We start from the raw sequence: 20,480 nt of genomic DNA, 5'->3' as shown, positions 1-20,480 counted from the left end.
CTCAGGGCTCTGGACATAGCTGGCTGGGCGTTGGATGGTTTGTTGATTCTCCGCGGTTTTTCTTGCCTGGAAACTGTTAATTACGCCCATAATGTGAGATAATAAAGGTGTGATGATTTTCTTGATGGTGGGAGTGGAACGATGGGTGGGGTGACGACCCAGCTGCCCCTGCCGATGATCACTGACCTGGGTGCCGTGCTGATCGGGGCCTCGGCTGCGTTGCTGGAAAACCCCGCCGGGGACGGCAGGGTTTTCCTTAACGGCCAGTTGGCCTGGGTTTGGGATGCCGGCCAGGACGACGTGCGTAAACTGGCGGCGGTGCAGCTGGTGCTGGTGGGTGCGGGGCCGGTTAATGAGGTCGCCGCCGGGTTCGGTGTCACCCCGGAGTCGTTGCGCCGCTGGCGCATAACGCTAGCCGATGAAGGCGTAGCGGCGCTGGCACCGGTAAAGAAGGGACCCAAGGGCCCAACGGTCCTGACCGGGGACAAGGCAACCGAGATCCGCCGTATCCGTGCCGGCGGAGCGAGCCTGCGGGCAACAGCGGCAGCCGCCGGGGTTTCCACCGATACTGTCAGACGCGCACTCACCTCCCAGGAGACTGCTCCCGCGGAACCGGCCCCGACCATGGCGAATTCACCAACGGGTGAACCCCCGGCACCGGCATCGTCGATATCGCCGGTGTTGCCGGTGTTGCCGGAACCGGTGGTCCGTGCCGGGGAACGGGCTGCGTCACGGGCCGGACTCCTGGAATGCGCGGAACCGGTGTTTACTCCGGCGGGGAAGGTCCCGCTGGCCGGGTTGTTCCTGGCGTTGCCGGCACTGGAGGTCACGGGGCTGCTGGCCTGTGGGCGGGAAACCTTCGGGGCCTTGCCGGACGGGTTCTACGGACTGGACACCATCTTCCTGGACACCGTTTTCCGTACACTCGCCGGTGAACCCCGCGCCGAGGGCGCGACCCGTTTTGACCCCGCAGCACTGGGGCGGGTGCTGGGAATGGACCGGGCACCGGAAGTCAAAACAATCCGCCGTAAACTCCACCACCTCGCCGGAATGGACAAAGCCGGCGAGCTCCAAAAGGCCATGGCCATCAAACACCTCGGCACCGGCACCGGTGGCGGACCCGGTGAGGAGCTGGCCGCGGTCCTGTACGTCGACGGGCATGTCCGTGCCTACCAGGGACGGAAAAAGATCGGTAAAATCCATTCAACACGGCTGAAATTTCCGGTCCCGGCCACGGAAGAGACCTGGGTATCGGACTGCAGGGGCGCACCCGTTCTGATCGTCATGGCAGCCCCCGGGGCGGCGTTGACCGGGGAACTACGCGCTCTCCTGCCCTCCCTGCGCACCATCATCGGCGACAACCGGCGGGTGCTGGTGGGCTTTGACCGCGGCGGCTGGTCACCGGCCCTGTTCCAACACATGGCCGGGAAGGGCTTTGACGTGTTGACGTGGCGCAAAGGCACCACCGAAGAGATCCCCAGCCACCTCTTCACCACGCTCACCCATACCGATGACCACGGTGAACCACGGACCTGGACCGCGGCCGACACCAACGTTGACCTGCCGCTGGGTACCGGCGGTGAAGTATTCCGGATGCGTCAGATCACCCGGATCGTCCCCGCCCGGGGAGGCCTGACACGGCAAATCCATATCCTCACCACCACCTCAAAGATGCCGGCAGGAGAAGTCATCCACCGGATGGGAGCACGATGGCGGCAGGAAAACTACTTCCGTTACGCGCGGATGCATTTCGGTCTTGATTCCCACGACGCGTACGCCAGCACCGACGACGATCCGGACCGGTCGGTGCCGAACCCCGCGAAAAGGGCCGCGTATCAGCAAGTACTCACCGCCCGGACCCAATACGCCCAGACCGCAGCCGCCACGGACACGGCCCTGCTCGCCGCGAGAAAACCCGCCCCGGGAACCAGGGAAATCACCATCACCAACAAAACCCACAACACGATTACCGCCGGGCTCTGGGACGCTGAAACGGCTCTGGAACAGGCCACGACCACCCATCAGGGCATCCCTGCCAGGGTGCGGCTGGAAGAACTCTCACCCGGCCAGCAGGTCCTCGATACCCAGATGAAGCTGCTCACCCACGCGATCCGGATGGCCGCGTTCAACACCGCGACCACCCTCGCCAGGGAAATGCGGACCAACACCGGCTACGCCCGGGCCGCCGAGGAAGCCCACACCCTGATCCGCCACGCACTCACCCACAGCGGCGACATCGATCCCACCGAAGCCGGCCACCTCACGATCCGGCTCGATCCATTCCCCACCAAACGAGCCACCACCGCGATCAGCGAGCTCTGCGAACACCTCACCACCACCAAAACCCGATACCCCGGAACAGACCTCATCATGCGCTACGAAGTCAAAACCGCGCCCCCAGCCCACACACAATAACTCACCATGTCAGGAGCCCTGGTGCTCAGTGGTTCGAATCCGAATCATGCGGAGTGATGCGCCTTAGCAGATCATTGTGGGCCTGTTGCAGAGTCGTCTCTTTCGCTTCGGCGGTGGCCAAACGAATTTTCAGTCCAACAGTTTCCTCCCGCGCTAGGGTCTCGGCCGAGGTGGCGACGGCGGCCGCGTTCACTGCGGTTTCCACTTCAGCGTCTGCAGCAGCCAACCGCGACGTCAATTCGCTGATGGTCTGGTCCTTTTCCGCCGTGATCCTATCGAGGTCAGCGACCAGCTCGGCCAGTTCCAGGTCCTTATCTTTCTTCTCCTGGCCCCATTTCGCTTCGAGTGCCTCGTGCGTAGCCTCGGCTAGGGCCGCTGCTTGGGCCCAAACAGTTCCTGCCAGTCGAGTCGCCTGCTCGGTAATTTCCTGCGGGGTTGCCGCAATCTGACTGCCGGAGGTGGCTTGCTCATCCCGCCATTCCTTGAGGTAGCGGGTTGCGTCGGCGTTGGAGACCGCGGCGCCCTCGCGGACTCTGGACACGGTTGGTGGGCGTTCGGCGCTGATTTTCTCGGCGGCGGCATACACACGGTCCTTGGCGGAGGGTGAAGACATAACGGCGGATCTCCATGGGTAGTAGTAGTAACGGTAGTAGTAACACTACTCCTACTACTTTTCATTCGTATGGCGGTCACATACTTCGGTGCAACGTTCGCCTCCCAGGCTCCGGCTGATGGATCCCGGCGTCGCACTGAGAGCTGTGGGCCAGAGCATCTGGCAGCGTGCCTCATGTCGGAATCAGAAGAATGTCCGCGCCGGCAGCCCCGGCAGATCACTTTTTCGCCCCGCTGTGCAGTACGTCACTGGAAGGGTTAAACCGAGGGTGAAGAAAGGCAATGTGTTGGTCGGCGCGCCTGCAAGCCGTTTAGATTCAAGTTCTGACCTCGGGAAGAGGACCTTGATGCGGTGGATACTGCGTCGGTCGGCATGTTCCCGCTTTTACCGCGACACGCCTAGTGTTTGCAGTAAACAAATACACGAAAGCCTCCTGCGCAGGTGTTACCTTCGAATTAGTCGGATACCTGTAAACAAAAATACGGGCGTTTTGCCGGCTACCAGAAATACCAACGATGAAGCAGTGCAGCCTCAGCGGCTGGACGAGATTCAAAGGACGAGACAATGGCTGCAGTAATCAAGCGTGGACGCGGCAGACCCAGCAGGGGCCTGCGCAAATACATTGGCTTCCGAGTGCAGGAAGAAACAGCTGAAGAGGTGTCCTTGGTTGCTGCGGCAAAAGGCATCACTGTTTCCGACTACGTCGCGTCTGCCGTTGCACGCTCACTAATTGAGGACCGGGCAATGCGCAACCACTTCAATCATCAGGAGGAGCTGCCCATCAGCTTGGCCTCATAAAAAAGAAGGCCCGCACTTGGCGGGCCTTCGAAGATTTGAGACTTACAGTCTGGATTGCTTGGCGGCGGACAGATCGTAAGTCGAAAGGTAGACCGTCAAAGTCCGCCTTTGAAGTGCTATAAAACCGATCTTGGCGGATCGGCCCTTTGTTATTCCCTCGACAGGAACATCATCATCGTACCTCAGCATGCCCGTGTACTGCCAGCCCTCCCCGAGTCTGGCGTGTCGCGGACCGAAAATGACCATGCCAGGGCATGGGCAGCACTGGCCCCTCTGCTGGCTGGGCAACCCCGTGTCCGTCTTTCCCGCGACGCCGGAAAAACCTACCCGCAGAAGTACGAACGTACGCTGACCGAGGCTGTGCCATCCTTTCCTGCCGCCGTGCGCATCTTCGGCACGGACGGCACCTGCGCGGCGATCTTCCTGGACTTCGACTCCTCCGTCGCCGGCATCGACTGGGTTGAAGCTGATGTACGCGCGGTCCAGACGTGGCTTTACTCCTGTGGCGCCCGCTGGATTGAGGACTACTCCCCCAACGGCGGCCGGCACGTCTACATCCCGCTGGCGGATCGGGTTACTTTCTCCCAGGCACGCGACTTGGTCGAAGCCCTCGGCAACCGCCACCGAAGCCTGGATAAAACCCCGCACCAGAACCTCCTCCACGGATGCATGCGTACCCCTGGCTCCCCCCACAAACGCGGCGGTTACCAGCAGCTGGCCATGAGCCTGAACATGGCGTACGACGTTGTCCGCCGACCGAACAGCGACAGCGTGTGGGCCGCTATGAACGCCGACCTGGCCGCCGAGATCGCCGCAGCGCGGTCTATGCGTCTGGAGCAATCATTCACAGCAGCCACGACCGGGGCGCCCGCCGCGACGCGATTGACGGCCAAAATGTCCCGAGCCATGCAGCAGATGGCTCTCACCGGACTCTACGACGCCAACCGCTACGCTACCGACTCGGATGCCCGCCAAGCAGTCATTGCCGGCGCTGCAGCCGCCGGACTGGAACTGACAGATGTGGAACGACGCATCCTGCAGGGTACCTGGCCGGGGCTGGCCTCGTTCTACGCCCGCTACTCCTCCCGCAACCGGATACCGGCATTGAAAAGAGATTGGGCCAAGGCCCTCAGCCACCTTCGTAAAAACCCGACCTCAAATCCACGAAACAACAACGTCCGTATATCCCCCACAAGCCAGCCATGTACACAGGCCCCCGGAATACTAGGACGAGCGGCTTCGAAAAGTCCGGATGCCGAGCACCGTTTCATTCGGACTTGGCGAAATGCCCTCACACTGAGAGAGCATGCTTACCAGGATTCCCGTACCGGTCTGGCCCGCCGGATGGTTCTTCGTGCTTTAGGGGAAGCAGCCCATATGACAGCGTCCCGGTTTATCGAATTCGGTGACAGATCCATCGCCGTCGCTACCGGTCTGGACCACACGACAGTCGGATCCCACTTGAGGGCGCTCCGTGGCGAAAGCAACCCGCTGGTCACTCTGGTCGAACAAGGCCGCGGCACGAAAGGAGACCTGTACATGCTCACCATTCCGGAAGATGTGAAAGAGGCAGCTGAGGACCTCTCCTGGCAGAAAGGAAAGATCCACGCCCTTCGACCCGTTTTCCGCGAGCTAGGGCTTCCGGCAGCGTTCGTCTACGAAGCCCTTGAGCACTCCCCCACCCCTATTCCGACTGCCGAGATCGTCCGGGTCACGAAACTGTCCCGCACGGCAGTATGGGAGGCTCTCGAAGTCCTGGCGGCCTGGAAGATGATCTCCAGAAACCCCACCCGTGACTGGGCGGTTGTTGCGGCCACCTCGCTAAAGGAGCTCGCTGAGCACTTCGGTGTCCTGGAAGTTGTAGCCGAGCAACTGAACCGCCACCGGATTGAGCGGATCATCTGGAAGGAATGGTTGTCCAAAAACGTCCATACAGTCGCTGAGCTCCTCTCCCCCGGTGAAGATTACCCGTGGGAAATGTTTGAAGGACCACCCGATGACTGGACTCTGGCGGACATGGCCTTTACCGCCGCGTCTTAGATCCCAGCCACGAACTCTTTGCTGGTCAATTTGCCTGAACATGGAGTTCGTTCCTTGAAGTCCGGCGCGCCTCCGTGCGTCATCCTGCCCTGTCCGGAATCATTAGGAAAGAAGAAGGCCCCGCGTAACCGCAGGGCCTTCGAAGCTAAAGCAGCGGTGGCACCCGCTGGATTGCTGGGACCAGTCTATAGTGGACAGGTCCCGTTCCTGGGTACCCTCACTGCTGGTGTTTCGACCGCGGTCACGACCGTCTTTTCCCTTTTGCGGTAAAGCGGGCCCACTCCCCCGGTCGTCCCCGTAGCTTTTGCCCATCCACTCTGCGGCACATTATGGCCCTAGAGTGGTACCACACCGGGACCATACTAGGACGGTACTGCAGTGATAATTCTCGTAGCCCATCAGAAAGGCGGCGTCGGCAAGTCCACCGTCGCCGTGAACATAGCGGTGGAGTTCACCGCCCGGGGCAGTGACGTCATCATCGTCGAAGCTGACCCGACCGTGTTCACCTCCAGCAACTGGGCCAAGGACCGCGAAAACGGCGGCCACTCCCCTATCCAAACCGTGCAGAAGACCGGTAATCTGCGCGCTACACTCCTGGATCTGGCCAAAAAGTACGACATTGTGATTGTTGATGCCCCCGGCAAGGACAGTTCGGAGATGCGGACGGCGATGACGGCCGCAGACCTGATCCTGGTGCCTATTCAGCCAACACAGCCAGACCTGGACACCACCCAGGGCCTTGTCGTAACCATCAACCAGGCCAAGGACTTCAACCCCGACCTGAAAGCTCTGGCGGTGCTGAACCGTGTCCCGACTAACGTATTCTCCGACTCCGTCGCGGAGGCACACTCCTACCTCTCCGACTTTCCGGAGCTGCGCATCGCCGTCACCCGCCTGCATGAACGCAAGGTCTACCAGACAAGCCTTTCCGAAGGCCTCGGTGTCGTCGAAATGAAGGACCCGAAGGCTAAAGCAGAAATCCAGCTACTCACTGCGGAGGTTTTGGCATGGTAAACAAGCGCACCCGAACTGACGTCCAGACAGAGAAAGCTATTGAAGAATTTGGTGCCCAGGCGGAACGGCCACTCATGCCGGTAACCTCACTCCCCCAATCGGCCGCCCCACAACAGGACCCCTCCCCAGCTCAGAAGGCGCCCGTGGCGCCCAAAGTTGTCCGCCCCTCCCCCGCTAAGGTTTCGTCTATATCGGCGACTCTGGCCCCGGCCATGGTGGATTGGAAGCGCCGTAACCGTGAGCCGAAGGTCGGTGGCATCAATTTTCGCGCCAGTTCGTCGCAGTTGGACCTTTTGCGCACGGCAGCGCTGGTTGAGGAAATGAGCCAGCAGAAGGTTTTGGAGCGGCTCATTTGGCCTATCCTCGAAGAAAAGTACGGTCCCGGATCCTACGAGTAGCGCGTCCTACACGTAGAGAGTCGGTAGTACCATACCGGTGTGGTACTACCGACAGCGGGCATAATTCCCCTGTCTTAGGTCCAAACCTGCCCCTAAACGGTACTGGTGTGGTGCTGGCCCCTTACTAGTACAGCACTAGCATTGAATTGGTCCCCGCCCAGCCCCGGTGTGGTACCAGTATGGTATCGGTTACACACTTGTGTTTTCGTGGTGTGTGACCAGTACGGTGCCGGTATCTGACTAGCCCCATACTGGTGTGGTGCTGGTATAAACGTGGTGTGATCTCGGTATATGCAATGTTCGGGTGTGGTACTGGCGCGATACTGGTGTGGTATCCGACCTTGTGTGGTACTGGTTATGTGTTAGTCAAATACCGGTGTGGTGGTGGTGTACTACTTATGCAGTACTAGTGCAGTACTAGTGCAGTACTAGTGCAGTACTAGTGTGGTGTTTGTCAAAAAAGTCAACAATGCGTGCTGCCATTCCGCTCCCGCTAAGGTACTGATGTGGTATCGAAACCGCCCCAACGCGGTCCGGTGTGGTACTAGTACCAGTACTGTACGAGGTTGGTACCGAAGATCGGACCATTAAGTGCGCTTATCTTTGTGGAACACACTGAAAGCCAGCGGGAAAGTGATCCTTGTCGCGGCGGCATGGCACCGGTTTTCACGGCAGGGTGAAAGTGGGGGTGAAGTCTGAAGTTACCGGTTGGTAACAAGTGTTCAGGTCTTAGATTCGTTTAGAGATGAATTCGTGCCATGGGGGCGCGTGAGGGGGATCTATGAGCATCAAGATCAGCTGCCGGACCACATTGACGTGCGACGGGGGAGGACTGGGACGTTGTGCCAGGTCTGCGGCGGAAACTTTTGAGTCGAAGACGATGGCTGCGACGCTTCGCGCTGCTATCCGCTCCGGCTGGGCTGTCGCCGATGAGGCCACCTGCCCGTCCTGCTAGTCGTCCCCGCACCGGAATTCAGGTACCCGTCAGACGCCGTCCGTGGCGACAGGAGTCACTAGTCTTCCTGACATGGGTGAGTGTCCGTATCTATCGCGCTGAGGCGCTCTGAGGGCACACAGGGCCGCAAGGGACCGTTTTACCAACCGGCGTCGTCGAATGTTTCGCTGACTATTGTGTCGGTATCCGTTTCACCCTCCATCACCAAGGAGTTGAACCTGTCCTCGTAGAAACGGTTGTTATCGCGGAGGGCCCCGCCAGCGAAACGGACAGCGGCAGAAGAGAAGACAAACTTTGTTCCATGCTTCTGCCAGTCATCGCGTCCCCAGTCGCTGGCTGCCTTGGAGCCCAGCTCGTGCTGCAGCTCGACCGCACGAGTGGTGAAATAGCCGGCCAGCCGGCGTGCACGGGTCATCGATAGGGGAGCGGCGGTCTGCTTCTTGATTTCCGTGACATCGAGCCCGGCCCCGTCCATGCCCAGGAATGTGGCACTGGACTGCTCAATGGTAGCCGGATCCGCGTCGGCATTGGCGAGGGCAGCAGCGACCTCCGCTTCGCCGACGGCTATTCCGTTGAAGTACGGCGAATCCGCTTGGATGCTGGCGTCCCTGGCGTTGCGCATTCTGACCAAAGCCGCCCTGAAGAAAGCATCAGCGTCCTGCTGCGGGGTATCCTCTGCTGACGAGTCGGGGTTGTACTCTGTGGTGGGCATAACGGTGTCCAAATACGCTTCCCAAGGCACAACACGTGATGCTTTCTGGTACAGCGAGGTTCCACCGTCGAGGTTGACGGTGATGTTTTCTCTTCGGTCCTTGCCGGCGTCAGAGATAGTACCGAATTCGTTGCCGGTCATGACCCTGGTCCCGGGGGAGTGCGCGAAAACCTTCTCCATCTTTGCGAACTGCTGCAGCTGAACGGACGGATCCGCGTGGGCGGTGGTTGCAAACTGGCCACCGGAGGGGACCCCTTTGCGCTGACGAACTACAGCGCTCATAAGTCCTCATCGTCTTCATATTCGTCGACTTCGTCCGCAAGGTCTTCGGCCTGAAGTTCGACAAGCAAGCAACCCAGGTTGTGGCCTGCGTCTTTAGGGCGGAATGAGCCGGGCTCGTTGTCCTCGGTGACCACGTAGCGGTCGATAGCGAGACGGATTAGACGGTCATCATCGGCGAGGTTACGCACAGTGGTGGTCTTAGTGCCGAAATCCCCTGCCACCAAGGACGCATAGATTGCGTCCCGTACACTCCGGGCTTCCTCGTGGGTGTTCATCTGATCATTGACTAGCCCTGCATGGGTGCGCTCGTGGAGGCTTACAGGCATGCTCAGACTGGTGCCTGGTTCGGCGTGGGTTGTCGCGGCGAACTGGCCGCCTATGTGAATGCCTTTAGGCTGGCGGGCCGTCAATGTGGTCATACCCAGAACGTGTGCGGCTGCACCGATTGCCGCCAGCGGCACACGAGAGGACTACCAGGTTTCTCCGGAGCCTGCCTGGATGGAATACAGGATCGCGTACTTGAGGTCGTCCGGGTCGGTATTCCCACCGCAGGCTTCAGAGACATCAGTGAGGAAGGCCGCCGCCATCCGGTCGCTGAGCTGCCCCTCGTGCGGTCCGTAGACTCGGGCCTCAAATTCTCCGCGGTCCATGCGGACAATGTATTCGTCACCGTTGGGTGCAGTGATCTCCACCTGGCCGGTCTCGTGGCCCGGACCCTCGGAGATCCGTTCGGGGATGGTGAAGCGGAATTTGTCGTTGCTGCGCAGGAGCGACCGGTTGGCCCAGCCGTCTGCGGAACGGGCCCGTTCCCTGGCATGCTCAAAATGAGTGGTCAGGTCCTCATCTGTTATGGGGAACTCGTCCCCTTTGACGAGGGTTGAGGTTACGCCGGCGTGGCCGGAATCCACGTTCCATTCGTCGTAACGGGAGATGTAGAGCGATTTGTGGTCCAGGTAGAAGCCGAATTGGTTCCCGTCAGGGCTGCGCCATTCCCCGGAGACTGTGGGCCCGCCGGGGTCGGTATTTCCCCCGTCCACGGAGGAGATCTCCAGTTCACCTGCCACGCCGGCGCCCTGGAGCCTGCTATGCCAGTGTTCAAGGGCGACTTTGTGTTCGAAGGGGAGGTTGTCGATGAAGTCGGCGCTGAGCTTTAGGTCTGCTGCCGTTGAGATGGATCCGGCAAGTGCGATTGCCGGTTCTGCATGGGCGGTGGCGGCGAATTGTCCCCCGGAGGGTACACCTTTAGGCTGCCGCGCTTCGTTATCAGTGGTCATACAGGCTATGTGTGCGGCCAGCTGTAAAAGCATTCGGACCCCGCACCGGTTGCGGTGCGGGGTCCTTAGGATCAGGCCCGGTTTTCCTTCGTAACGGTCAGCAATGCGTTGACCCGGTCCTTCAGATCTTCCAGCTCCTGGAACTGGCGATGCTCATCGAAGCTGCCCGGATCGTCAAGGACATCTTCGATGGCAACAATTCCTCGATTGGCTGCTTCGACCAAATCCCGTTGCTCATCCTCGGAGAAAGACCTGGTGTATGGGCTGTTTTCCGCTGCGATAAACGGGACGGGTGCATCACGGGCGGCGGTGAGGTTAATGAAAGCGGATTTGAAAACACGCTTACCGTCACCGGCGACGATGGCGATCCCATTGTCAGCCCATGAGTCATCTTTGAGGTTCAGATCCAAGATGAGGTCCTGCAGGTTTGGTCCATCCTGAACCATCTCCTCGTAAATGAAATCTTCGTCGTCATCGACGTGCTGGAGAACATTGCCGTCCTTGTCCAGGATTGCAACCACGTCATACTGGTTTTCGCCATCCTCGTTCGCTGCAATCTTCATCGCCGCCGCGCCCGGGAATCGGGCCATAGCGAGAGCTCCGGCGCCGCGGATCGAATAAGCCTGGGAGAGCCGGTCCATATTCTCCTGCTGGGACTGGAGGCGTTCGCGGCGGGCACGGATCGAATCCCGCTCCTCGAAGAATTCCGTGACGTTTTTGATGGAGGGGTCGGACAAGGACAGGTCCGGTTCGGCATGGGTGGTTGCGGCGAACTGCCCACCGGTCGGGATGCCTTCGGGCTGACGGTTTACGGTATGGATGCTCATACCAGGGTTGTGTGCGGCTAGGCTCCGGAAGTGCAGGCCGCTCGTGTAGCAGCCATTTTCTCCAACGCGTCGAACATGCCGTGGACGTTCGGAACACCCATCCGTGACCGCCAGTCGGGCCCATAAGAGGGTGTGGCACAGCCGTCGTTGGCGAGGGCGCAGCCACACAGATCCTCGTGCGTGTCCTTTGCCATCTGATCCTCAACCTGCTCTGCAGTAAAGCCGTCCAGGGTAGGGGCCGGAATGGTGGACCGTTTTGCGATCGCTTCGGCAGCCTTCGCAGCGCTGACCCTCCAATCATTCAACAGGGCTTTGTCAGTGTCCGCCACACCCTGCCTGGCATTCATGCGCAGTGCGCCGATGACAGGGGAGATGTGGTGGTAAATTTCGCCGCGGATGAAATCAACGGTCTCCTCCCGACTCATGGCAATTGGATCGCCATTCGCCAGAGACAAGGCGGGCTCTGCATGGCTTCTTGAAGTGTTCATACCCTGAGTTCCGTGCGACCAGCACGGCCGTTGCTGTGTCCTTACCTACCGCAGGCGCTCCGAAAAGAACAACGATGTTGCCGGGCTCCTCATGCACGCTCAAGCCGACTTACGAGTGCATCGACCGATGAGCTGAGGGACGCGATTGACTCCACACTATTGTCGACATGTACGTCAGTCTCCCGAAGCGATGGCACACCCAACGAAGCCACCCACTCGGCCCAATTGAGGATCTTCCAGCGATCCCTAGCAGCACCACGCTCAATGATGCGCCCCTTGAGGGTCTCGTCATCGCAGTGCACCCACACAACCGTGAGTTGACTATCCTTGAGGTCGCAATCGAAATCGAAGTTTTCAAGCCAATTCGCATCGAACAGCTCCATCACAAACGGGGCAGTCACGACGACTCCTCGCGCGCCATATTCTAAGATTTCCCACATCGTTTCGAGTAAAGTTTGATACTCGAGTGGTCGAATATCCTCAAGATACGTAATGCTGTGCCTGTCATTTGGGTCGCCGACGAGTTGGTCGGCTAACGATTCAACGAACGGCCGGGTGAGTGTGTCCTTATCGAGCAAGGGCCACCCCGTGCGATCGGCGATCTGCTTCGAGAACTCAGTCTTACCCGAGCCAGCATGGCCCGCAACAATGATGACTTGCTTCAATTCGTCTCCAAGTATCGCCGGATGCTACTTGTATTGGCGGAACCCCCGGACTAGGTTCCGCATAAGTTCGCGGTGACCTTGATACTAGCCCGCAACTTCATTCACATCCGGACGATAGGTTGACACCTTGACCGCAGTCAATTCACGCAAGCCCTAGGTCCCGGAGCCCTACAGACTGAAGGAAGCGCTCAAAGTTCATCGGCGAAGTGCCCGTCTTCATCGTCGGGATCGAGTGTGCCCCCGTCACCGTCAAGGTCCACGGAGAAGTTTCGCTGTCCCTGCCCGGAAACGGTGACCTTCCTCCACGGCCCACGACTTGGCAGTCCTGGCTAGTAAACCGGGCGTTCATACGGAATACGATCGGTATCCGTGCCCGTGGACACGAAGATTTCCCCGTCACCGAACGGCCGCAACCGGTTCTTCGCCGATGGACTCACCAGGATCGCCGTACCACCTTTATCGCATTCAATAGTGGTTTTTGTTTCTGCCGGTGCGATGATGATCGCCTTAGCACCCTGACCGACATCCACCGCGTTACCCCAGTTGGAGCGCATCCGCACGATCGCCGTCCCGGACATAACCTTCAGACGCGGCAGACCGGAGACAACGTCGACGACGATGGGTCGGCCATCCTTCGGTCCGACAATCTCCACCCGTTCGTACAGTTCGGAATCTGGGGCATTACTGTAATCCAGACGAACAACCCGGATCTTTCTGCCAGTTTCTCCACGGGTGTTCTTCAACAGGCGCCTGGCCTCCGACTTGGTGGCCGGGTATTTTTCTTCGATGACAGCATCAGGTCCGGCAAGGGCCGCCAGCTCCCGCTGATAAAGGTGGCGTTCGCCCACAAACTCGGCCCGGCCGCCGGCCAGGACGATGCCCGGCTCAGCGTGAATGGTGGCGGCGAACTGGCCACCGACAGGAATGCCCTTGGGCTGACGTACTGTATCTGTGCTCATGCTCATGATGTGTGCGGCTGTCGCCGAAACAGGACAGACACCACCAGCGGGTGCCTGTCCTGTCAGGTGTTCGGCGGAATACCGCTATTTGAAGCTCGCCCGTGTGTAGATCATGTCGTGATCAGAAGGCTGCTGTCCCCAGATGATCTGGTTTCCATATGCCATCCAGTTCTCCCAATAATCAACCCGCATGTCATCGCTGGTCCGTCCGCCTGCGTAGACCTGATCAATGCGTGAAGAGCCGACCTGCGGCGGTGTGTATCCGTTATGGGTTTTCATCTCGGGATGCATTTTGTCAGCGGCCGCCGAGTAAGTATCCGTGAAGCCCAGGACCCCCAGTTCACGAGTCTGTGGTGCGGTTTTGGAAGCCGAGGCGTTGAAATCCCCGGTCACAAAATCCGGCAGCCCGGACGGATTCACCTTCCGTATTTCGGCAGCCAGCATCCTGGCCTCGTTATCCCGAACTGACTGTTTGTCGCCGCCGACCATGAGGTGCGTGTTGAAGACGAAGAACACATCCCCGGTCGCCTTCGACCGCAGCTTCACCCAAGTCATGGCTCGTCCGTAGTTCGGGTAAGGCTGGTTTTCGAACACTTTGTAGCCAGCATCGAGGCGGTCGAAGAGCCCGCCGCGGTACAGGATCGGGATGGGCATGGTTGCCCCGTCCGGTGCCTGGTACATCTCGTATGAGGTTTGTCGGCGGATGTCATCAGCCTGAGTGTAAGTGCGTGTGTCGATTGTGATTGTCGGGGCTTCCTGAATACCGATCACGTCCGGTTTGGCCGTGTTAATGATCCTTGCAACGCCCTGGACACGCTGGTCCCATGCAGGGATTGACGGGTCTGTCTTCTGCCGCCATGCTGAGTCGACGTTGAATGAAGCCACCTCGACAGAGGTGCGGACCGTTGGCGCCGGGGAACCAAGAGACCCCCATTCTGCGAAGGAGAGAGCATGCTTGATCCCATCCTGCTCAGCCCACAGCGTCGGGTCTGAGTTGTACTTGTTCACGGCGGTGTCAGGGATCAGCGACACGATCGTGACCGGAACGGGGCGTCCTGCCTTGGCGTAATCGGCAGGGCTCAAATGTTTCCACTGGACGGTGCCTTTAGACACGGTCCGTGAGTAGATGGCCGTACCCCAGGGGTATTTCACGTACTGTGTTTTTGCTGGGGTGCCGGGGGAGGGGAAGCCCATGTCTTTCCACTCGGGATAGGAGAGCGCATGTTCGAGACCGTCCTGTGAGACAAAGATAGTGCTGTCCCCGGGGAACTGGTAAACGGTTGTGCCAGGAATGAAGCCGGCAGGGGAAGGCTTGGGGTATCCGGCGGAGACGTAGTCGTCCCATGACAGCACCTTCCACTGATCTCCTTTGCTGGTGGGGGTCCGGGAATAGATCGAAGGACTCCAGGAGTATTTGAGGTACTGGGTCTGGGACGCCGGCATGACTGAAGCGAGGGAAGCGCTGAGTCCGGGATGCACGGCAGGAGCGGCATCGGCCATCCCTGCCGGGAGCAGGAAGGAGCCGGCCAAAACAGCGGCAGACAATGTGGTGATAAGGCTCGTGCGGGTAATCACAGTTCCCCCGGTGCAGGTCGATCGCGGTCAGAATAGTCGTCACCAACTGACATGCGTAGACAAGGCCCCGCACTCTCCCCGCCTGCATCCGCTGAGCTCAGGATGATAGGGACGCATCACCTAACCGCGCTGAGCTCACTCCGCGGAGGGCGGGGTGGCCACGCCGATCGCTGCAGCGTCCGGGGTGTCGCGCATACCCCAGTACGCGTCGGCACCCGAAAGAACGAGACCAGCCGCGAGGTGTCCCCGGTGCCAGGCCTCATTCGGTGTCCGTTTGAGGAGTTTGCGCCAATGCTCCCGGTCCTCCAAGGAAGCACGTTTGGTCCCGGAGATCTGCAGGGCATGGTCAGCGACGTAGACCGGGGTGCCTCCGTGCTTGAACCGGTCAAGAGACGGCTTGTAGTGGTCCATGCGACGCTCGTACAGCGAAGTGGCACCGGTGCGCAGCCCCATGACGAAGTCATCAAAGGCAGGGTCTCTGGTTTCCAATGCCCGGGTCATTGCCCAGTCATGCCAGGCGTGGAACGCGCTACGGCGTTGGGCGTTGACGACTCCGCGGGAGAGCGGGCCGTCCATGACGGTTCCGACGGCGGCATCGATGGAGTCATCCTGGCCGAATACCCATTCTGCAGGGCGGGTTTCAGGGCAGCGGGCGTGCTGGCCCAGGAAGGAGTCGTCCGGCAGGATCAGCCGGGCAGCTGAAACTGAGTCCAGGGCAATGTCGGGCTCGGCATGGTTTGTAGCGGCGAACTGGCCGCCGGTTGGGATGCCCACGGGGTGGCGCTGCTGGGTCATGGTCCTATTCGCTTTCGTCGTAGATGCTGGACTGGTCGGTTTCCAAAATGGAGGCGACACGGTTCATTGGGACGTATTCTTGGCGGCCGTCAGTGTGCAGGAAATCCATGGACGCATCCCGGCCGGAGAAGACATTTCGAATCTTTCCGAACACCGGCTTCGGGGCGCTGTGCTCTCCGGTTTTCAGGTACACCGCGGCGACGCCGTTCAACAAAGGCCGTTGCCCGGAAGTTGCGCGCATGAAGCGCAACGCCATTTCCTCCGGGTCCTGCTCTGCCTGATCAAGTGCAGTCATCAGGGCACCCAAGTACTCGTACACGGCTTCGCGGCCGTCGCATTTGACGGTGATTTCGGTGGAGGTCTCGCGGGTCCAGTCGGTCCCTGATTCGTATTCTTCCTGGATGATTTCGACGTTGGCGTCTTCGGGTGCTTTGAACATTCGACGGACTGCGGCTTCGAATTTCTGGTCCCCGGTCATAGCGGTCGTGGTTTGTTCGACCCCATTGCTTTCGTTGTAGTCCGAGGAGATCTGCTGCTTTGTCAGGTGGTGATGCTGCGGCGGGCCCGGGATAACACCTCGCGGGGAGGGCAGGGGCTTGGGGTTGGTGCGGGCCTCCACCATGAAGGCGATGTGGCAGTCGTGGCAGTAGCGCTCCGGGGAGTGGCCTGGGTCGTGCTCGTGGTGTTCACACCGGCCGCCGCGGTTCTTGGCAATGAGCCCGCCCAAGAATTTCCCGTATGTGGTCTTTCCGGCCCGGACAGCGTTGTACGTGTCGTAGAACAGCTCGGAAGTCCAGAGCTCTTGGATGTCCCGCAGATCGCTCAAGATACCTTTGGCGACGGCTTCGGGGTCGTAGCTGAACGCCGGGGCCAGGGTGATCACGGGTTCGGCGTGGGCAGAGGCGGCGAACTGCCCGCCGGCCGGGATGCCGGTGGGCTGACGCACGATGTTTTCGGTCATGCCTTATCTGTGTGCGGCTACCACCAGATGGCGGGGCGCTGGACCGGGAGCCGGTCCTCCTCCGGCCCGTCCTGGTGGACGACGACGCCGTCCTTGGCCAGGATCTCGCACCTGCGGCCGCCGCCGGTGACGTACATCTGGCCGGTGCCGGTTGCCCGGACATCGACGTTTGATTGGGTGGACAGCGCCACGCGGGCGCTGCCGGAGCCACGGGTCTCGATGGTGTACCTGTGGTCATCGTCCACGACTACTCCGGCGCGGGCGCCGTCCTCAACGACGGTGCGGCCAGCGGTGCTCATGAAGCCGCCGAGGACCTCCACCTGGACGTTGCCAGATGTGACGTGTATGGCATGGAATCCGTCCTGGATCCGGATAACCAGGGGTGCCCCGGACTCCGGTCCGACGACCTCATAGATGTCATCCCGTGGTGAGTTGCGCCGGCCGGGGACCCGTCCCAGGTCCACAACGCGGCCTTGACCTCGCGGGCAGCGGAGTGCGCGGCGGATGTCGGTACGGGTGACCGGCTCCTTGTGTTCGAGCGTGGTTTCGGCGCCGACGTCGCTGTAATTGAATGTGCCGTCACCGTTGTCGGTCAGCTCGTACGGCCGCCCCGGCTTGGTTGGCGTGACTTCCGGATCCGGGCGGGCGGCGGCAAGACTGAGGGAAGGCTCGGTGTGGGTGGTGGCCGCGAACTGGCCGCCGGCGGGGATCCCTTTGGGCTGACGTGACTCTGTGCTCATGATCGGTCATCCTTATCGGCGTGCCGGGCTGCCCAACGGGGTGCGTCCGGGTCTTTGGCGGCCTCAGCGAGCAGTCCGGCGAACACATTCTTTGCGTGGACGTTGAAGTCACCGTCGGATGGTTCACTGTGCAGACCCTCGAAAACAGCTGCCATCTCCCAGTCCGCAGCGGCGCCCTCCAGGCGTTCATTGTCGCGGTCAACGGTGGTGGCGCCGGTGGCGAAGTCGTGATGGAGCGTGGTCCACATGCCGTCCTCATTGCTGGCCAGGACCTCGCCGAAGGTGTTTCCTTCCGAGTCCTTGTCGAGGGTGACCTCGCGAAGTTCGTAAAAATCCCCGGATTGAAGCCCGCCTGTCATGTTGTAGTTCGCGTCGGTCACAGCACGGTTCCACAGCACATCCTGAACAGATTCGACAGATGACTCAGGAGTGACGTCGCCGGGCATCGTTTCGACACTGAAGGAGTAATCCTCGTCGGGGTCATCGTTCCAGACAGTGAAACCCCCGTCCTCGGTGCGGCTGAGTATCAGCTCACGGCCGGTGCCGGAGGTATACGTCCAAGCCTTATCAGGGATATCCGGGTGGCTCCCGGTGTAAGGGGTGAGGTGGCCGGTAAGGCCGCCGGCAGTGAGCAGGTCGGGGAGATCATCACCGGACCCCGTCACCTCCAGCGGTCGCTCACCCCGGTTGAAGACAGCATCGATGCTGCGTATGTCGTCGACCGTGCAGCCGTTGGCGGCCGCCAGGGTTGCAGCGTTCTCGTCCCAGACCGCGGCAGGGCTGTTCTTCATCAGGGTTGCAACGTAGGTGGCAGAAGTATGGGAGATCCCGGCACGTGATGCGGCACCCATCTCGGCCAGGGCAGACCGGTGTTCGGCGGAGACCTGCAGCCGGACCTCCGGGTCGGAGTGGGTGGTGGCGGCGAACTGGCCGCCGACAGGAATGCCCTTGGGCTGGCGATTGGTCGTGTCTGTGCTCATACCAGGAGTGTGTGCGGCTGCGGGAAAACAGAGCAGCCCCGAAATAATCCGGGGCTGCTGGACGGTGGTCGGGAATTTTCCGGCCGCGGTGGGCAATGTTCGACGTCGCAGCGAAGTGAAGCGGGAAGCGGAGCATCTGAACAGACTGAAATCCCTTCGCGGGCTGTCGTGCTGCGTTGCTCGTGGTCATACACTTCTGTGTGCAGTCCGAACCACCCTCAAGGCTTGGATGGCTTCCTCCTCCAGTTCTGAATGATCTTCAGGATCACCGACAAACTCAAAGTCAGCGAGATGCTCGTTGGTTTCCTCGTCGTAGAGCGCGTAATTATCCTCGCCGCAGTGGTCGACCTGGATAGAGGCCCCCTCATGGTCGAAGACACACACAACGTCGCTGTCTTCGTCTTCTTCATCGTCAAATTCCTTGTCGGCACAATTGATGCATAGCCCGTCGTAACCGTACCCGCCAAGATCATTTCGATTGCCGCATTCCCGGCAGGTATGTTCGGAGTTACAACCTTCACAGAGGCCGGGTTCAGACTGGAAATCTTCGACGGTTTCATCACATTCTGAACAGGTGCCCTCAGGGGAAGATTTGACCGGATCGAGGTGCAGATCGGGTTCCGTGTGGGATGTCGGGACGAATTGACCGCCGGTCGGGATGCCTTTGGGCTGGCGATTGGTCGTGTCTGTGCTCATACCAGGAGTGTGTGCGGCTGCGGGATAACAGAGCAGCCCCGAAATAATCCGGGGCTGCTGGATGGTGGTCAGGAGTCTGTCGGACGGGGCAGGCAGTCTTTGGTATCGCCAGGGAATGATGCTGACCAGTCGAAGTTGTTCAATATGTTCTGCGCCTCGGTTACTTTTGCGTCAGCTTCGTCTGCAGCCCGGTGTTGAAGTGCGGCCCAGTTTTTCATCACCGCCGCGGCGGCCGCGAGTTTCTCCTTGCTCTCTAGGGCCCCGGCCTCTAGTTTCGTGGCGCTGTCGCTGAGCCTGTCATATTCTGCGACGGCCAGTGCGGTGACCGCTGGCGGCAGCGCTCCCGTCAGCTCACCAGCAAGCGTCTCCGCCTCGGAGCGGGCTGTGGTCGCCGCCGCTTCCTTTATGGCTTGGTATTGCAGTGCGGTGTTGTAGGTGTAGTACGCACTCGGGACCCGTGCCATTCCGGAAGCTGGGAGATTGGCGCCGCTCCCGAGAGCTTCCTGCACAGCGTCAGCGTAGCGCCGGTCCCTGGCACGGTAACCAGCCTGCTCGCGCAGCTTCTGCAGCTTGTACCGCAGATCGTTCCTCTCCGATTCTGCCAGGACAGGGGACAAAACAGACCACGGGGGTTGCTTGCCGGTGGTGATGGCATCCCGGAAATACTTGAGGCGGCCAAGCAGCTGCTGCCTCTCCTGGGCTTCGAGCGCGGCACGGCCGGTGGCCGCATCGACAGGACAAAAGTAGTTGTTCGCGTAGGTTCTGTCACCCTCGTCGTCTTCGTCTCGAAGGTAGGTGGGCAGTGCGGGAATGGCGTCGGTCTGGATGCAGCCGGTGCATTGGCCGTCGCAGTCATCCTGCCAGCATTCCCGGTTGCCGCCGCCGTTACGCGTATAGACCACAATGACAGGTTCGCCCGTGTCATCGTCACGCTCGAGCGAGGTGCCTCGGTGGCGACCCAGGTTTTCCTCGCCGATACCGGCAAGGTCGAGAATCTCAGCTTCAGAGATCGGCTGCTGGCCTGTAAACGGCCCGTGGCTCGTTTCGTACTCATCCAGTGGGCGGAAATACGCCCGGTAGGAGCCCTCAAAGGTAGCTTCAGCGGGTTCCCCGGTCTCGAGCGTTTGCCCTTTCAGGGGTGTCGGGATTTCCCCGTACGCTTCAAGTTCAGGCAGCGCCGGTCCCGGACTGGCCAGGGTGAACGCTGCTTCATTGTGGGTGGTGGCGGCGAATTGGCCGCCGACCGGGACACCCTTGGGCTGACGATTTGGGTCTGTCTTCATAACGGAATGC

General features: G+C 60.4%; 20 protein-coding genes. 5 read left to right on the top strand and 15 right to left on the bottom strand.

Annotated elements, in window-relative coordinates; translation table 11 throughout:
- The first annotated feature begins 150 nt into the window (after nucleotides 1-150).
- The gene (locus tag IV500_RS05345; protein ID WP_196395775.1) at nucleotides 151-2,415 is read left to right on the top strand and encodes a putative transposase; all 2,265 of its coding nucleotides are present in this window, start codon (nucleotides 151-153) and stop codon (nucleotides 2,413-2,415) included.
- 25 nt (nucleotides 2,416-2,440) lie between these two features.
- On the opposite strand, the gene IV500_RS05340 is transcribed toward IV500_RS05345, so the two are convergent.
- On the bottom strand, nucleotides 2,441-3,028 hold the full coding sequence (locus IV500_RS05340) for a DNA-binding protein (RefSeq protein ID WP_196395774.1): 588 nt from the start codon (nucleotides 3,026-3,028) through the stop codon (nucleotides 2,441-2,443).
- 564 nt (nucleotides 3,029-3,592) lie between these two features.
- Between IV500_RS05340 and IV500_RS05335 the strand changes: the two genes are divergently transcribed.
- The 4 genes from IV500_RS05335 to IV500_RS21345 all read left to right on the top strand — a co-directional run bounded on the left by IV500_RS05335 (nucleotide 3,593) and on the right by IV500_RS21345 (nucleotide 7,278).
- Nucleotides 3,593-3,826 carry a hypothetical protein gene (locus IV500_RS05335; protein WP_196395773.1) on the top strand — a complete coding sequence of 78 codons (234 nt, stop codon included), beginning with the start codon at nucleotides 3,593-3,595 and terminating at the stop codon, nucleotides 3,824-3,826.
- 222 nt (nucleotides 3,827-4,048) lie between these two features.
- The gene (locus IV500_RS05330) at nucleotides 4,049-5,866 is read left to right on the top strand and encodes a MarR family transcriptional regulator (protein ID WP_312875838.1); all 1,818 of its coding nucleotides are present in this window, start codon (nucleotides 4,049-4,051) and stop codon (nucleotides 5,864-5,866) included.
- A 378-nt stretch (nucleotides 5,867-6,244) separates the two neighbouring features.
- Complete coding sequence (locus IV500_RS05325; RefSeq protein WP_196395772.1) at nucleotides 6,245-6,880, top strand: AAA family ATPase; 636 nt, start codon at nucleotides 6,245-6,247, stop codon at nucleotides 6,878-6,880.
- Between the two features lie 143 nt (nucleotides 6,881-7,023).
- Entirely contained in the window at nucleotides 7,024-7,278 is a 255-nt protein-coding gene (locus IV500_RS21345; RefSeq protein WP_230854517.1) for a hypothetical protein, read from the top strand.
- Nucleotides 7,279-8,372: 1,094 nt separating this feature from the next.
- Here IV500_RS21345 and IV500_RS05315 read toward each other — a convergent pair.
- From IV500_RS05315 to IV500_RS05250, 14 genes are all read right to left on the bottom strand, one after another.
- Entirely contained in the window at nucleotides 8,373-9,227 is an 855-nt protein-coding gene (locus IV500_RS05315; protein ID WP_196395770.1) for a hypothetical protein, read from the bottom strand.
- A complete protein-coding gene (locus IV500_RS05310) occupies nucleotides 9,224-9,646 on the bottom strand; it encodes a hypothetical protein (RefSeq protein ID WP_196395769.1) in 423 nt (140 codons plus the stop codon). Before IV500_RS05310 ends, IV500_RS05315 begins: the two co-directional genes overlap by 4 nt.
- 51 nt (nucleotides 9,647-9,697) lie before the next feature.
- Nucleotides 9,698-10,501, bottom strand: coding sequence for a hypothetical protein (locus tag IV500_RS05305; RefSeq protein ID WP_196395803.1), 804 nt, complete (start codon nucleotides 10,499-10,501; stop codon nucleotides 9,698-9,700).
- Between the two features lie 71 nt (nucleotides 10,502-10,572).
- Entirely contained in the window at nucleotides 10,573-11,328 is a 756-nt protein-coding gene (locus tag IV500_RS05300) for a hypothetical protein (protein ID WP_196395768.1), read from the bottom strand.
- A 17-nt stretch (nucleotides 11,329-11,345) separates the two neighbouring features.
- Nucleotides 11,346-11,816 carry a hypothetical protein gene (locus IV500_RS05295; RefSeq protein WP_196395767.1) on the bottom strand — a complete coding sequence of 157 codons (471 nt, stop codon included), beginning with the start codon at nucleotides 11,814-11,816 and terminating at the stop codon, nucleotides 11,346-11,348.
- A gap of 89 nt (nucleotides 11,817-11,905) precedes the next feature.
- A complete protein-coding gene (locus IV500_RS05290; RefSeq protein ID WP_196395766.1) occupies nucleotides 11,906-12,481 on the bottom strand; it encodes a P-loop nucleotide/nucleoside kinase family protein in 576 nt (191 codons plus the stop codon).
- Between the two features lie 329 nt (nucleotides 12,482-12,810).
- Nucleotides 12,811-13,440, bottom strand: coding sequence for a hypothetical protein (locus tag IV500_RS05285; protein ID WP_230854516.1), 630 nt, complete (start codon nucleotides 13,438-13,440; stop codon nucleotides 12,811-12,813).
- Nucleotides 13,441-13,524: 84 nt separating this feature from the next.
- The gene (locus IV500_RS05280) at nucleotides 13,525-15,015 is read right to left on the bottom strand and encodes an endonuclease/exonuclease/phosphatase family protein (RefSeq protein ID WP_196395764.1); all 1,491 of its coding nucleotides are present in this window, start codon (nucleotides 15,013-15,015) and stop codon (nucleotides 13,525-13,527) included.
- A 135-nt stretch (nucleotides 15,016-15,150) separates the two neighbouring features.
- A complete protein-coding gene (locus IV500_RS05275) occupies nucleotides 15,151-15,810 on the bottom strand; it encodes a hypothetical protein (protein ID WP_196395763.1) in 660 nt (219 codons plus the stop codon).
- Between the two features lie 4 nt (nucleotides 15,811-15,814).
- The gene (locus tag IV500_RS05270; protein ID WP_196395802.1) at nucleotides 15,815-16,771 is read right to left on the bottom strand and encodes a hypothetical protein; all 957 of its coding nucleotides are present in this window, start codon (nucleotides 16,769-16,771) and stop codon (nucleotides 15,815-15,817) included.
- A gap of 17 nt (nucleotides 16,772-16,788) precedes the next feature.
- Nucleotides 16,789-17,511, bottom strand: coding sequence for a hypothetical protein (locus IV500_RS05265; RefSeq protein ID WP_196395762.1), 723 nt, complete (start codon nucleotides 17,509-17,511; stop codon nucleotides 16,789-16,791).
- Nucleotides 17,508-18,491 carry a hypothetical protein gene (locus IV500_RS05260; RefSeq protein ID WP_196395761.1) on the bottom strand — a complete coding sequence of 328 codons (984 nt, stop codon included), beginning with the start codon at nucleotides 18,489-18,491 and terminating at the stop codon, nucleotides 17,508-17,510. Before IV500_RS05260 ends, IV500_RS05265 begins: the two co-directional genes overlap by 4 nt.
- Before the next feature lie 186 nt (nucleotides 18,492-18,677).
- Complete coding sequence (locus IV500_RS05255; RefSeq protein WP_196395760.1) at nucleotides 18,678-19,187, bottom strand: hypothetical protein; 510 nt, start codon at nucleotides 19,185-19,187, stop codon at nucleotides 18,678-18,680.
- A gap of 68 nt (nucleotides 19,188-19,255) precedes the next feature.
- On the bottom strand, nucleotides 19,256-20,470 hold the full coding sequence (locus IV500_RS05250) for a hypothetical protein (protein WP_196395759.1): 1,215 nt from the start codon (nucleotides 20,468-20,470) through the stop codon (nucleotides 19,256-19,258).
- Nucleotides 20,471-20,480: the final 10 nt, after the last annotated feature.

Source organism: Arthrobacter terrae (genome assembly GCF_015708085.1).
In the GTDB taxonomy this organism is placed as follows: Bacteria; Actinomycetota; Actinomycetes; order Actinomycetales; family Micrococcaceae; genus Arthrobacter_M; species Arthrobacter_M terrae.
Note: the sequence above shows the minus strand (reverse complement) of the source record. Positions and strands in the feature narration are given on the sequence as shown.